Origin of the sequence: Legionella lytica (assembly GCF_044626755.1) — a bacterium.
GTDB classification, from domain to species: Bacteria; Pseudomonadota; Gammaproteobacteria; order Legionellales; family Legionellaceae; genus Legionella; species Legionella lytica_A.
In genome coordinates this window covers 1,136,103-1,149,413 of sequence record NZ_JBGORX010000001.1, presented here as the reverse complement: position 1 = coordinate 1,149,413, position 13,311 = coordinate 1,136,103, and the positions used below count along the sequence as shown (strand labels likewise).

The following is a 13,311-nucleotide window of genomic DNA, read 5'->3' as shown; positions in this document are numbered from 1 at the left end:
TATGATGAAACTTTACTCTCGAATAAAACCATTAACCAATACCAACTTAACAGAACGCTTTGTGGCTAAGATATCAGATAATCCCAATATACCTACTGCCCTTAGGTCTAGTTTAATTTTCTTGAAAAAGAATAACGAGGTAATGCCGTTACCATCTGGATTCCATTCATATTTTGTTTTTGACGAAAATCATTTGAGTGAGGAAAATTTTTGTAATGTTTTTCTTCTATCGCCAGAATTTAATTACCTGGCCAATGATGACATAGCGGTGATTAATCCAGAAAAAAACTCCGTTAAAATCCTCTACAGAAAAAACTCACCATTTAACTCAATTTTGGTAACTGAAAATTGTAATAATTTTTGCTTAATGTGTTCGCAGCCTCCAAGGAACATTAATGATAGATATTTGGTTAATGAAATTCTTTCTATGATCCCATTAATAAGCCCAACTGCGGCTGAAATAGGTATTACGGGAGGAGAGCCAACCTTATTAGGTGATGATTTGGTAACGATGTTTAAACGATTTAAAACTTGTTTGCCAAATACAGCCATTCACGTTTTAACTAATGGTCGAAATTTTACCAATGCCAATCTGGTTAAAAATATAGCATCTGTTGAACATCCTGATTTAATGTTCGGCATCCCCTTATATTCAGATGTGCCAAGTATTCACGATTATGTGGTTCAAGCAAAAAACGCTTACAATGAAACTTTGAAAGGGATTATAAATCTAAAATCCCTCAATCAAAAAGTTGAAATTCGGGTAGTAATTCATAAACAAACATACCAAAGGTTACCTCAACTTGCCGAATTTATTACCCGTAACTTACTATTTGTGGATCATATAGCGTTGATGGGTTTAGAAATGATGGGGTTCACAAAAGCAAATCTTGATTCATTATGGATTGATCCAGCTGACTACCAAGCAGAACTTGTCGAGGCAGTTAATATCTTAGAGCGCTTTAGAATGAATGTTTCAATCTATAACCACCAATTATGTTTGCTTGATAAAAGCCTTTGGAGTTTTGCTAAAAAAAGTATTTCAGACTGGAAAAATGAGTATATGCCTGAGTGCAATGGTTGCTCGATTAAATCGGAATGCGGTGGTTTTTTTAGTTCGGCGCATTTTAAATATAGCGAGCATATCAAAGCGATTACTTGAATACCTATCTAAAAATAAGAACGACTGGCGGAGAACCTCAGAGAATTGCGTACCACCGGATGAACATCACCGACGAAAACCCCAGATACCCACCACCCACCATCAGATGGTTTTCGAAATTGAATTCCATTTTTATTGGCTACAATAGCTCTTTGCTGAACTTCTTACTACGTTTGATTGCCAACCTAATCTCCTCTCTGAACGCTTTAGCATCGCTAGTTGTTTCTCCATGACAGGTATTTCTCTAAAAGGATTAGCGGTGATAAAACCTTATGCGGAACGTTATGAGCGCTATCAAACCCTAACGACTTTGGCTCAAATACCTATGGGAGATTGCCTACTAGAGAAACTGGCTGAACAAGTGGCTCAGATTGATATTCCAAAAGTCCCATATCATATTAACTAGGCTATAACAAGTCTCCTGAAATACTCATCACTAGAATCAAGCAAGTTCAAAAACTCCAACGAGAAAAAATTTGGCACATGCTCTGTAAGGAACATCCTGTTTTGGCGCAGTATGAGCGGTTAAATGCTCAAAGCGCTAAAATGCAGGGCTATGCAGGCGAGCAGCATCGTAAACAGCTACGTGAGACTGCCGCAGCCATTATGACTAACAAAGAGTTGGTGGGCTCCTTACAAAAGAATCTTCCATAGATTGTGAAGGCGATTCACGAACGGGCGAATCTTTCGAAAGAGCAGGGGCATTCTCTTTAAAAAATAACAGCCGACCTGATAATTGGCTCATCTTAATTTTAGGTTTTTCATTATCTATATATTGGCCTAAATAATGATTAGCTAGAGAAAGAGACAACGCCACAATGGCAAAAATTAAGGGTGTTATTGGATTGCTTACCAGAGCTAATGAGAGTGAAGGTAAGACAAATGATTTAAGAATGAATAGTGATGTCGATAAAGACAACACCGCGATATTAAGTATTAGCTTTTTGTATTGGTGGTTATACAGGGCTGTGGCATGAGCTTTTGCCTTGTTTAGCTCAAGTATATGGGCTTCAGATAACGTGTGGTTGGCTAATTGCTCTTTAAATGAGTGCTTAAACTCATCCAGTTTTGACAACTCAAGCCAGCCTCTAAGAATAAACATTCCTAATTCAAGCAGTGAAAAGACACAGGTAGTTTTTAAATAACTAGCAGGTAGAAAGGCAGACGTGAGGCTGTGTGTATCGATAAATAATTCGAACCATGAATCGAATAGGGCATGCTTGACTCCATCCCAGGGTGAAGATTGGCTGCATAGTGGTTTGGCTAGTGAGGCTAGATTCATCAATAATCTGATGCTATGGAGCAGGATTCCTAAGTACTGCATCACTATGCGTAAAGAATGAAGTATCACTTCCATAATCGCCCAATGCCCCTCTGCTAGTAAGGGTAGGGCATGGGTGATGAGCACCCGACATCGTGCGATTAAAATGCGAGGCCAAATCGATTGGGACATGCCTTTGCGAAAGTGGTGCTTAATCCACCAGTCTCGCTGTTTGGGTTGTAGGTGTTTTACGTAATCGTAGGTTAATGAACTGATGAAATGCTCTGGTCTAAGCGCTTCACTCTCATCTTCCTCCCCATCGTGCATTCCATGCAGCGAATCAAGCAACCATTCATCCATATTAGGTTGCCGGGGTGTTTTTTTCATTTAGGTTTCTAATGCCTCCAGAAAGGATTGTTTAACGGTTATTGGTCGAATAAAGGGATAATGCTGAATCGCCTGCTTAGGCACTGTTACCGGGTCATAACGATGTTGTTTCATGATAGGGTCTTGGTACCAAATGAACTGCCTTGCTTTGACTGGGGGATGTCCCGTGCGCATAATCAGCATTTGGTGTTCGGGTAAACGCATCACTTCATCAGGACGCAACAGGGGAATAGCCTGATAATTATAACTTTTAGATTCAGAATAACCTTGATGTTGGGTGCTCGATGAACCTGCCGCAACGCGAACAGTGCGCGTACCCAATAATTTACTGACGTATTCCGCATCTTGAATGTCTTCGGTTGCAAAAGCGATTTTGGTTTTGATGTTGGTAAAAGCCTTGGCCTCGTCCTGAGAGTATTGCTCATAAGTTTGCGCGATGTATTGCATCATCAAGACACAGCGCACACGGTATTCACGAAGTAATTTAAGTGAGCGTCTTAGTCGTTCAATTCGTCCCAAAGAGGAAAATTCATCAATGAGACACAATAACGGGTAAGGCTCTTTGATGGGGTCGGGGATTTCTTTAATCATCACCGAAATGAGTTGTTGCCAAAATAAGGTGAGTAAAGGTGAGAGCCGTTCCATATCATCATCAGTGAACCCCACATAAATGGTCATGGGTGTACTGCGAAGTGTACGCAAATCAAAGTCAGAATGTCGGGTTGCCGCATCAATGATCGGGTCGTCAAATAACTCAAAATAACCTGAAAATGTTTCCAAAATAGAGCTTCTGGTTTTTTCATGATTATTAAGATACGAATATCCATTGCGGTAAAACTCAGGGTCAAGATGCTCTGTTTCTTCGAGTTGTGCTGCGAGCCAGTCATCAAATCCAGCTTGTTTGATTAGACGATTAATTTCACCTAAGGTGGTAGGACGCTCAGGTGTATCGAGTAAGTATAAAATGGCTACTTTAAATAGTTTTCGTGAGGCTTGCTGCCAAATGGGGTCGGCTTTCTTATTATCAGGAATTAAAATATGCGCGATACGCTGAATATCAGTAAGCCGTTGGACTTTATCACTAGAGATTAACGACAGAGGATTATAAGCATGAGTGAGTCGTGTTTCATGAGCGGGCGCCCAACAATAGCATTGTTGGGCCAATATTTGTTGTCTGAAGCCTGATGTTGCTTGAAACAAAGTGAGTTTTACATCATTACAAACCACGGAATAGGGGTAGTTAAAGAGATTGGGTATGCCGATGCTGCGTGTTTTACCACTACCTGTTGGTGCAAAAACCAAAACATGTTCAAAGCCATTGGAATACAGCGGTGCGCCGTATTTTTTACCAATAATGATGCTTTGCTCTTCGTGCTTAAAAAAAGCGGCTTTATTGACTTCAATACCATTGGCAAAATGCGCATTGCCGAGTACTTTCTTTTCCGGCCTGAACCGATTAAATAAAAAAAGGTTTAACGCGATGAGGCCAACAAGACACACACCGCCCTCAGTTTTTAAAAAATCCAACCAGAGTTTATTCTCTTGGTGGCGTTGCCATACTAAATCCATCAGTCCTGATAAGGGCTGTAGCTCATTAAAATAAAGCCAGCCAAATACACCGTATCCTAGTAAAAACAATCCGAAACCAAGTACTAAGCCAATAGTGCCTATGGATGCTAAATAGCGATAGAGTCCTTTGTTAAGATACCCTATACAGCATAGGACTACTAAAGTGGTCATCGCGAAGGCAATGCCTAGTTCACTTAAAAACCCATGATGGATTAAGTCAGGAATCACCACTGGTGTGGTTAAGTCCAAGACTCCCGTCAGCAATAAAGCGATTTGAGCGGTCATCTGGAGTATCATCACTATGCTGAGAATGCATACTACTTTTTGATTATGCGTGTTTATAATACACCTCCACTAAACGTCTACCGGAGGTTGTTTTTTGTAGTTGTACTACGATGTCGATTGCTTCATGGAGTACTGCATAGATGTCGGCCTCAGTCATCCCTGCCACTTGATTTAACTTATACAGTTGTGCCATGCGCATAAAGGCGACTTTAGGATTATTGGCATGAATGGTTGCTATTGAGCCGCTATGCCCTGTGGAGCATGCGGAAACAAAATCAAAAATCTCTTTGCCTCTGATTTCTCCCATAATAATGCGATCAGGCCTTAGCCTTAGAGTGGCCTGCACTAAATCCTGCATGCTCAGGCGTAGTACTGTGTCTCCAATTTGTTTTAATGCTTTGAGTCGTACAAGATTTGGGTGAGGGCTGTCTATTTCGTAGGTATCTTCAAGGGTAATAAGCCGCTCATCTAGAGGGATTTCGCTTAAGCAGCTGTTTAGAAAGGTTGTTTTTCCTGATGAGGTTCCGCCTGAAATAATGATGTTCTTTTTATGAATGATGGCTTCACGAATAAACTCATGCCAATTTTTTGCATCATACAACTCACGAAGGTAAGTCGCTTCACTCGTCTGTGTGGACTCATCCAAGCCCACAGCGTGAGCACGAGAGAAAAAGCCTTGCTCGTGGTATTCACTAAACAGTACCTGCTTTAAAGTAAATTTTCGAATGGAGAGGGTTTCATAACGAGAGGCGGGTGGAATCACTAATTGGACGCGCGAGCCGTCTGGTAAGTTTCCTGAGAGAATAGGGGAATTTTCTGATAGCGTTTGTTTGTTTTCATTGGCAATCAGCGCAAATAAACGGCGTAGGTAGGATGTGGTAAGGACAGGCATATCAAACCGCTCTAAAATTCCGGCACGTTCTACATAAACTTCTTGGGGTCTATTAACTAATACTTCAGAAACTTGAGCATCTTCTAAAAATTCACATAAAGGAGCTAAAAGCCCGGTGGCGCCGGGCGAACACTGTGCTTTAAGTGCATTCATTTTAATGCACTCCTGCAACACGGTAAAAATCTAAATCATGGGCGACAAAGATTTTAATCTCAGCTCCTTGATTCGTTTGTAGGGTGGTATTTTGTTGCATGTCTTGCTGTAGTGTTTGATTCGCTGACTGTTGGAAAGAGCCTGCAACATTCATGCGATATTGAGACATGGAGTTGTATTCATCGTGGCCGTGAACGCCTCCGGTTGCGGATAAGGCACCTAAGACAGAAAGTAAGGCACCACTACCAAAACGCTCAAAGAAATGGCGGTCTACATAATCCGCAGCAACTCCTGAGCGGCCTATAGCATCACTGCCCGGGCTGTTTAAGGTGACCTTAACCCCATCTGTCAGTTGTATTTGATTCCATACGATAAAGATACGGCGTTGTCCTTGAGTAATGGCGGTATTGAATTGGCCAATGACTGACGAGCCTTTGGGAAGCAGTAAACGATGTCCCGATAAGGAATAAATATTTTGGGTCGTGATGGCTTTAACCATACCCGCTAACTCCGCGTTGATGGCTGTTTCTAAATTTGCAGGAATCATTTCTCCTGCCGGAACTGTCCAGTTGGGATGCGGTAAACGTTTGGCAAATACGGTAGTGATGTCACTTTGCTGATTTAAAAACTGCGAGTTCGCATCATGTCCTGTTAAGGTGTTGCTTTGTTCTTTAGTGCTTTTTGCTACACTGGTTGAGGATTCTGCGCCATGGGTATTAAAAAAGGTGGATGGTGCATTCATTCGTGCTAAGGTTTCTTTGGACACCGTATTTGGGTTCGCATGACGTAAGGGCGGTGGGTAATTGGGAGTACCGCCTTGATAGCCACTTTGCAATTTATGTTGTTCTTTTAAGGAAGCGATTAATTCAAGATTTTGGCTGAGGGCATAGGCTGGGTTTTGTTTTTCTCGTTCCTCTACAGTCTGTGAACTTTGGGACTTAGGCAAAAAACCGCTTAAAGCAATAGCGGTGCACAGGGCAATTGTACCAATCCATACAATACGGTCTTTCCACTTCATATGGCGGTCTTTTTTAGCCACTTTAATTCTATTGCCTACACCTTCAGGTGTTTGGTTATCTGGTGTCATTGAGGTCTCCTGTTTGCAGCAATTCGATTAATTTCTTGGGTGTTAAATACGGAGGTTGTGAGCCGTCCTTGACGAAGGGTAAATTGTGGGGCTAAACGATGAACCACAATGTACTTGCCTTCTCGGCGAGTATTAACCGTGGACTCTTTACCATTAGCATTGTCTACCGCGAAAATTGCAGGAACTGAACCATTGGCTGTGAGTTCAAAATAAGTAAACTGGCCATCATCAAACACGTGCTTGGGTAGGAGCTGCGGACTCCCACTAAAGCGATAGGCTGCGTTTACTACTTTGGGCTGTGATGGTGGTGGGGCTGCTTTGTTTGTATTGATTGTAGGGCGGGGTTTCGCTTCGGGATAAACGAACTTTAAAGCATAAGTTTGTTGCTCACCGGTTGGCTCTACCTGTTTACCGCTCTTTAAATGAAAGTAATAGGCGTGTTTATTGGTAATCACCGTCATATTGGTATTCGAGTCAAATGAGGTAGGCTTTATAAACACAATGTTACCTAGTTCGGGGTGATGGGTGACCATCCATGCGGTGGTATCACCTCCTTCAATGTCCAATACCTCTTCTTTTTCTGCAAATTGAATTTGAGTGGTTGTGAAGGGGACTCCATGAACGGGCACTACATCATTATCACGATAAACCACTTGTTTGATGCGCACATCCTGAGGCATGGCCTTGGGATTGTTTTGTGCATAAGGGCCTGTCAAAGGAAGAAGGCAGGCGAGGCTAATTAATAATTTATTCATGCATGAGCCTCCACTGCTCTAGGTTGTTTGCTGTAACGGGTCACTTCAAAGCCATCCCAATTTTGCCAACGGGCTTCAGGCGATGTGGGTGGGGCGGTGTAGTGCCATGAAATCATCGCGTTGTAATGTGTTGAGGTGGATTTGCCACTCATTTTGTCGGTGTCTACTAGACTAAATACGACTTCCGCTAAGGCATGATGGTCTTTGTGTAGGTCTTCTTCATTCGCTAAAAGAGAATCAAGAAAGTTAATACTGTAGATTTTCACTTCACGCTTCATTTGATTGCCCAATAAATGAATCGGTGAGGATTTATTGGCTGCCTCGTGTTCATTGATGTATTCCTTGGTGACCGAGTTATTGGACAGTAAATGAATTAATTCAAATTGAGTGCGATAACTGGAAACATCATAGGACTCACGGTTTTGGATATAACGTGCAATGTCGCTGCGGACTTGGTCTTGATTCATTGGCGTGTGTTTGTTGGCTACCGCATCCACTGTGAGTACCCCATTATCATAATGGTGCACTAACAGCGGTATTAATGTTTGGTACTGCGACAATACGGAAACCGCGATTAATGCCATGACATTCAAGGCCATTGACACTAAAAAAGCGATTTGATAACGCTTGCGCGATTGTTCCATTCGTCCGAACGTATCATCGGCCCATGTCCTTGCATGGTTGAAATAACGTGTTAACGAGGGTTGTTGGTTCATTAAGCACCTCTTCTTAAGTTTTTGTGGAGTTGTTTGAATAAATGAGTGGCTGCGTGGGTTGTTTGTTGTCCTCCCTTTAAAAGCGATGAGGTACTTGAGCCGGCTCCTTTGCTGGCTTTGCTTAAGGCTTTTTTGGCAAGGCCCCCAGCACCTAAGCCGCTGGCGATTAAACCGCCCACCATTGCAGCACCGCTGGATGTGCATACGGAGCCACCAATACTTTTACCGATAGTGACTGCTTGAGTGATCGCCATCACACACAGACAAGCTACAATGAAAATCGGTACCCATATAGCTGCTGTAACTGGGGTGCCATGACCGATGAACGATGACGTAACCCAATGAAGTAAATGAATGCAGAGGCCGACCACACTGGATACAAAAATCAGCACAAATGAAAAACCAGCCAGTACACCAAGCCAGCGTTCAAAAAAGGTTTTGGTTTGTTCAAAAAGAGTGAATAGAATAAATAAAGGGGCTGTACACAAGGTCACCGCCAACATAAGTTTTGCAATAACAATTTCAATAAAAGCCAATCCAAGCGTGATGCTTCCTGATAAAAACACCATCATCCCAGCAAAATAGGGGGTTAGTTTTCTTAAGGAGCCCGCTTCAAACAAATCACAGCCTAAAGTTAAAATCTCATTTAAGACATTTTGTAGGCCTTGATTGATGGAGTTACCTAAGCCTTGCTTGTGTAAGGCAAGCATCAGTTTGGTTGCAATCGTTTCACTACCAATAATAAATAAATCCCGGACATGAGATGAAAAAAATTCCCAATTCATCGCGAGCAGATAAATTAAGCCAACACGAATACTAAATCGAAATAATTCTTGCTGTGGTTGCTCAACCACTCCACGTGCTACAGCGTATCCTTTAAGCACAATGTACAACACAATCATGGATGCCAGGGGGGCTTGCAGCATAGAGGACAGCGCTTTATACCCATCAAAAACAAAGTGACGGGTTAATTTATCAATCTCGCCAGCCAATTGAATGATGAAGTTGTTATAGGTCATAGGACTCATGAGTGGCTCTCACTTAGTAAATGAGGTTCATGAGTTGCTGCGTATTCGGCATAATCCTCTGCCAATGAGGCAAACACAGAATGGTTGGTTAAATCATTCACACTTAAGTGTTCAAAGCCTACGTAGTGCTGCTCTTTACCAAAGGAAATCATTCTTCGATACAGGGCAATGCACGGAAGCTCTAGGCTGGTTTTACCATCCATGCATTCCAAATAGGCATAGCCATAAGAGTCTTTTTGTGTCGGAATATGAAGGCTTTTTTCGGCATTCGCTGAGGCATTAAGTAGAAACTTAAGCGAGACTTCTTTGGAATGAATTGTTAATGGGTTTTGATGATGGCAAGCACATAAAGCAAGAATCCCAAGTAGCGATATGCCTCTTTTTAGTAAATACATCATTATTTACTCTCCTGTAGGGAAGCTTCATTAATCGGATATTGCGGACAATAACGCCCAAATTGAGTGCAAGGAGCATCTAAATCTGGTGGTGTTGATGAGCAGCCAGTTAGCAGGCTTAACAGCAAGGCACTAAACATCCATTTCATAGTCATGGTTCACTCCTTATCTTTGCGGTAATTTGTTAAAGCGTGCGATCTCGGCCCTATCTTGCAAATCAGCCAAGCTGTCCTGAGCGGCTTGTTGGCTCATCAATGCTTGAAGACGCAAGCTCATGAGCTGAATAAAACCAATTTCAGTGAGTAGTCGCGAATTTAAATCAATAGCGCCTTTGGTATTGGGTGAGTGCTCAATTTGTTTGGACAGTTTATGAAGCGCTTCCATGTGTTTATTGATTTCGTTGTAGCTTTCTGTGGTTTGCACCAAGACCGCACGATTGACGGCTTTATCTTCCTTAAAACGTGCAGCTTGAGCAGGGGAGGTATTCGCCTTAAAGCTCGCTTCATCTAGGGCGGGGTGATTTTTTTCATAAGCGGCAACTAATTCTTTATAACGGGAAGAGTTACCACCCGAGAGATTTTGTAATGCATCCTGCCATGTGCTAACCGGCGATTGCCAACTTTGTAAGCTGTCTAATCCATTATTCAGATCACCAAAACCATAATGTCCTGAATTCATGGACTTGAGTTGATTTAAGTTTTCCACTTGGGCTTGAGCACTTTCATAGGTATCACGCAAGATGCGGTATTGTTCTTGCAGTTCATTGAGTTGTTTTAATGACAGGGCAATCATTTGTGCATCTTCCACCCCTAATAAATCGGCATGACTTATCGGTGATAATACTAAGAGCATGGAGAATAAGAGGGCTTTTTTATTCATAAGGCACTCCGTTCAAAAAAAGAGGGCAACCATGCTTGGGGTTCTGTGCCTAACTCCTTCATTAACTCATCAAGTAGTGTCACTGAACGGGTGTTTCCTGAAAGCACGCGAATGAAGTCGCTTAACTCGCTTAAATCAAGACGGCATAACATAGACTCATGTTCTTGCTTGTAAAGAAACAGTCGGGATTCAGGCGTGCTTTCTTTAATTGCTTCAAATTCGGATTCAGTCAGTTTCAAGGCATCAATATAGGTCTCTTTCTCGGCACGTGGGTTAGGGAATACAATCAATGTTGCCAAATTATCGAGTACGATATGCCGAATAGGTGAGTTGATAATGCTTTGTGGTGATTGAGTATCAAAAATAAAATGACCGTTCTTTTTGCGAATAGTGGGCAGCCACTCACGCAGTGTTTTCTCCCAAAAAGGGGAGGCGAGTAATTGCCATGCTTCAGCCAATACAAAAGAGGTGAGCCGACCATCAAGACATTGGCGCATTCGGTGTAACAAATACAGATACACTGGTGTTGCGATTAATTGCGGGGTACTGTCCATGAGAAAGGTGACATCAAAGCCCACTTTATCAAACTCAAGGTTTAATGCATCAGACTCATTATCGAATAACCAGTGATACTCCCCATCAATGCGTGTGGCATCTTGTTTCAACCAACGCTTTAGGTGTGACCAGCGTGGGAAATCAACAGGTAAATACTGGCTGACAATGCTTAAGGTTCTGTATTCGGGAGCCAGCTGTTCGTAGGCATAGTCAATGCACTCATTAATCGTTTCACCAATGTGACTGGGTATCATCTGTTCATGTTCTTCTAAAAGCAGGGTGGCAAACCATGATTTTAAAAAAGAGCGGTTCTCCGGTGTATCGGGTAGTTGTAATGGATTCATCGAGACAGGATTGGATGGTGCGATTTTAATGTAGCTGCTATTCCCTGAGGCTAAGATGTAAATTTTAGAGGATTCATCCCTATCCAGAAAAAAGCTACGACCACCAAAACGACCCATTTGTGCATCTAAAAAATTAACTAATGTTGTTTTGCCGGCATTATTGCCTCCGAATACTGCTGCATGGCCTTTAGATGGGTTAGTACGCGAGCCACGTGCATGATAATTAAAATACACCGGTGTTTTCGATGGCGACTCAAACAAGGTGACGGCACTACCTAAAAAGTTGTCATGGGAATAGCCCGATTGAGTGTTATGTAGTGAGCAAAACCCAGCAAAATTTTCCGAGGTAATGAGTGATGCTCGGGCAATAAAATGTGGGTTACAAGGTATTTGGCTCCAAAAGGCAGGCTCTTGGCCTAAGGTTTCTTTCACCACTACAATGCCACTGCTGGCATAACACTTGGTTGCTTCCAGGATCAGATCATCTAACTGTTCTTTATTGGGTGCAAGAAGCATTAGGGTATGGTGATGAGCGCCTAATAAAACAGTTTCACTGGCAATACCATCTTCTAATTCAGTTAATGCATTCATTTGACTGAGTGCTTTGTCTTCTGCATTAATTAACTTAGAACGCTTTTTTGTAATTTTATCTAAGGCACTATCGCGCCCAATTGGCGCAAAGGTATGGGTGGAAATGAATTCACAGTCTAGCGACAGTAAGTTATCCAATAAAATGCTTACGGTATCCGTAGGGTATTTTTTTAAAGCTAAGAGCGCACCAAAGGTGCATTCATTTAGGGTGTTTCCTTGGAATTGGACGTACTCGCCAAATAATAATTGATAACGGCTTAAATACTGTCCCAAATGGCCTTCTGGATAGAGGGTTTCTTTCTTAAAAACACTGGGAATAGTATTAGTTATAGGAGGATTGCACTGTGGTTGTGGATAGGGCAGGGGTTGACCTGCATTCACCACCAAGCTTAAAAACTCTAATAATTCACTACATCCTTTCTCTTTATCCTTATCACCTAAACGATAGGTGCCGAATGAGGATAAGTTGGCTTGTAGTTGGCTTACTGCATTATTGAGCGTGGTACAATTTTTTTCTCGCTGGATGTGTTTGAATTCGGCATTGGCATTACCAATGCCTTTGAACCATTCAATCCAAGAGCCTGTTTTGCTTGAATCATCGCCTTTTAGTACTACAGTGAGGTACAAGGTATTTTCATAAGTTTTATTATGGTCAAAGCGTTGGTGGTAGCGTTGATTGAGTGCTTGGGCAAACGTGGATTTAAAATCACCGGTTAGTACACGAGATGCTTTATGCCTATGGGTGGTTACATAGATGATAAACCGTGAATCCAAACCGATTAGTGCTTGATGCAGTAAAAAGAGTTGGTGGTTTAATAGCTCTGGCTCTGCCACTTCAAAAGAAACACCCTCTACCCGTAATACCGAACCAACTAAACCGGATTGCGACTCAAAAATACTGGGTGAATTCAAATGGGTTATGGGAACATTATCTGAAACCCTAGCTTCACGGGTTACGGGTTTTACGATGTTAAAACGGTTCATAAGCGCGCACCTTCCACAGAGTTTTATTTGGAGCGTGAGGTAATAAATAGCATTTGGCACAAATCGTAAAAAAATGAATGTCGAAACGACAAACCAACCATCCAAAAATGTGTAGCGGTATAAAAATAAGACCGTACAGTGCAGATAGACCTATAAAGGCGCACATCGAAATCATCAGGTTCATGATGTGGTACTCAAAGGTTACTCCGAGTGTCATCGCGGGTCTTGTTAAAGCATTAAAAAGAGGGCTACTTTTTAGAGTATTCAT

14 protein-coding genes are annotated in these 13,311 nt (G+C 42.0%); 2 read left to right on the top strand and 12 right to left on the bottom strand.

Annotated elements, in window-relative coordinates:
* Position 1 precedes the first annotated feature (1 nt).
* Together hxsC and ACD661_RS04770 are read left to right on the top strand one after the other, a co-directional pair.
* On the top strand, positions 2-1,162 hold the full coding sequence (gene hxsC / locus ACD661_RS04775) for a His-Xaa-Ser system radical SAM maturase HxsC (RefSeq protein ID WP_400186708.1): 1,161 nt from the start codon (positions 2-4) through the stop codon (positions 1,160-1,162).
* 259 nt (positions 1,163-1,421) lie between these two features.
* On the top strand, positions 1,422-1,568 hold the full coding sequence (locus ACD661_RS04770; RefSeq protein ID WP_400186707.1) for a hypothetical protein: 147 nt from the start codon (positions 1,422-1,424) through the stop codon (positions 1,566-1,568).
* 204 nt (positions 1,569-1,772) lie between these two features.
* Here ACD661_RS04770 and ACD661_RS04765 read toward each other — a convergent pair whose 3' ends face one another.
* The 12 genes from ACD661_RS04765 to ACD661_RS04710 are packed head-to-tail and all read right to left on the bottom strand — an operon-like array spanning position 1,773 to position 13,311.
* Positions 1,773-2,810, bottom strand: a complete 1,038-nt coding sequence (locus tag ACD661_RS04765) for a hypothetical protein (RefSeq protein ID WP_400186706.1) — start codon at positions 2,808-2,810, stop codon at positions 1,773-1,775.
* Positions 2,811-4,664: a type IV secretory system conjugative DNA transfer family protein gene (locus ACD661_RS04760; protein WP_400186705.1), complete on the bottom strand. Its 1,854-nt coding sequence runs from the start codon at positions 4,662-4,664 to the stop codon at positions 2,811-2,813.
* A gap of 43 nt (positions 4,665-4,707) precedes the next feature.
* Positions 4,708-5,709: a P-type DNA transfer ATPase VirB11 gene (virB11, locus tag ACD661_RS04755; protein WP_400186704.1), complete on the bottom strand. Its 1,002-nt coding sequence runs from the start codon at positions 5,707-5,709 to the stop codon at positions 4,708-4,710.
* 1 nt (position 5,710) lies between these two features.
* Positions 5,711-6,796, bottom strand: a complete 1,086-nt coding sequence (locus tag ACD661_RS04750; RefSeq protein ID WP_400186703.1) for a TraB/TrbI/VirB10 family type IV secretion system protein — start codon at positions 6,794-6,796, stop codon at positions 5,711-5,713.
* Positions 6,793-7,551, bottom strand: a complete 759-nt coding sequence (virB9, locus tag ACD661_RS04745) for a P-type conjugative transfer protein VirB9 (RefSeq protein ID WP_400186702.1) — start codon at positions 7,549-7,551, stop codon at positions 6,793-6,795. Before virB9 ends, ACD661_RS04750 begins: the two co-directional genes overlap by 4 nt.
* Positions 7,548-8,267, bottom strand: a complete 720-nt coding sequence (locus ACD661_RS04740) for a VirB8 family type IV secretion system protein (RefSeq protein WP_400186701.1) — start codon at positions 8,265-8,267, stop codon at positions 7,548-7,550. The genes virB9 and ACD661_RS04740 overlap by 4 nt, the downstream gene beginning before the upstream one ends.
* Positions 8,267-9,295 (bottom strand): TrbL/VirB6 family protein, encoded by a 1,029-nt coding sequence (locus tag ACD661_RS04735; protein ID WP_400186700.1) that lies wholly within the window; start codon positions 9,293-9,295, stop codon positions 8,267-8,269. Before ACD661_RS04735 ends, ACD661_RS04740 begins: the two co-directional genes overlap by 1 nt.
* The gene (gene lvrD / locus ACD661_RS04730) at positions 9,292-9,693 is read right to left on the bottom strand and encodes a T4SS-associated protein LvrD (RefSeq protein WP_400186699.1); all 402 of its coding nucleotides are present in this window, start codon (positions 9,691-9,693) and stop codon (positions 9,292-9,294) included. Before lvrD ends, ACD661_RS04735 begins: the two co-directional genes overlap by 4 nt.
* Complete coding sequence (gene lvhB7, locus ACD661_RS04725; RefSeq protein ID WP_400186698.1) at positions 9,693-9,845, bottom strand: T4SS-associated protein LvhB7; 153 nt, start codon at positions 9,843-9,845, stop codon at positions 9,693-9,695. Before lvhB7 ends, lvrD begins: the two co-directional genes overlap by 1 nt.
* Before the next feature lie 10 nt (positions 9,846-9,855).
* On the bottom strand, positions 9,856-10,569 hold the full coding sequence (locus ACD661_RS04720; protein WP_400186697.1) for a type IV secretion system protein: 714 nt from the start codon (positions 10,567-10,569) through the stop codon (positions 9,856-9,858).
* Entirely contained in the window at positions 10,566-13,043 is a 2,478-nt protein-coding gene (locus tag ACD661_RS04715; RefSeq protein WP_400186696.1) for a VirB4 family type IV secretion/conjugal transfer ATPase, read from the bottom strand. The genes ACD661_RS04720 and ACD661_RS04715 overlap by 4 nt, the downstream gene beginning before the upstream one ends.
* Entirely contained in the window at positions 13,030-13,311 is a 282-nt protein-coding gene (locus tag ACD661_RS04710) for a VirB3 family type IV secretion system protein (protein WP_400186695.1), read from the bottom strand. The genes ACD661_RS04715 and ACD661_RS04710 overlap by 14 nt, the downstream gene beginning before the upstream one ends.

What these genes read in the sequence shown, in the direction of transcription:
- hxsC (WP_400186708.1), top strand. Translation starts at nt 2, where the DNA reads ATGATGAAACTTTACTCTCGAATAAAACCATTAACCAATACCAACTTA.
- ACD661_RS04765 (WP_400186706.1), bottom strand. Translation starts at nt 2,810, where the DNA reads ATGAAAAAAACACCCCGGCAACCTAATATGGATGAATGGTTGCTTGAT.
- ACD661_RS04760 (WP_400186705.1), bottom strand. Translation starts at nt 4,664, where the DNA reads ATGACCGCTCAAATCGCTTTATTGCTGACGGGAGTCTTGGACTTAACC.
- virB11 (WP_400186704.1), bottom strand. Translation starts at nt 5,709, where the DNA reads ATGAATGCACTTAAAGCACAGTGTTCGCCCGGCGCCACCGGGCTTTTA.
- ACD661_RS04750 (WP_400186703.1), bottom strand. Translation starts at nt 6,796, where the DNA reads ATGACACCAGATAACCAAACACCTGAAGGTGTAGGCAATAGAATTAAA.
- virB9 (WP_400186702.1), bottom strand. Translation starts at nt 7,551, where the DNA reads ATGAATAAATTATTAATTAGCCTCGCCTGCCTTCTTCCTTTGACAGGC.
- ACD661_RS04740 (WP_400186701.1), bottom strand. Translation starts at nt 8,267, where the DNA reads ATGAACCAACAACCCTCGTTAACACGTTATTTCAACCATGCAAGGACA.
- ACD661_RS04735 (WP_400186700.1), bottom strand. Translation starts at nt 9,295, where the DNA reads ATGAGTCCTATGACCTATAACAACTTCATCATTCAATTGGCTGGCGAG.
- lvrD (WP_400186699.1), bottom strand. Translation starts at nt 9,693, where the DNA reads ATGATGTATTTACTAAAAAGAGGCATATCGCTACTTGGGATTCTTGCT.
- lvhB7 (WP_400186698.1), bottom strand. Translation starts at nt 9,845, where the DNA reads ATGACTATGAAATGGATGTTTAGTGCCTTGCTGTTAAGCCTGCTAACT.
- ACD661_RS04720 (WP_400186697.1), bottom strand. Translation starts at nt 10,569, where the DNA reads ATGAATAAAAAAGCCCTCTTATTCTCCATGCTCTTAGTATTATCACCG.
- ACD661_RS04715 (WP_400186696.1), bottom strand. Translation starts at nt 13,043, where the DNA reads ATGAACCGTTTTAACATCGTAAAACCCGTAACCCGTGAAGCTAGGGTT.
- ACD661_RS04710 (WP_400186695.1), bottom strand. Translation starts at nt 13,311, where the DNA reads ATGAATACTCTAAAAAGTAGCCCTCTTTTTAATGCTTTAACAAGACCC.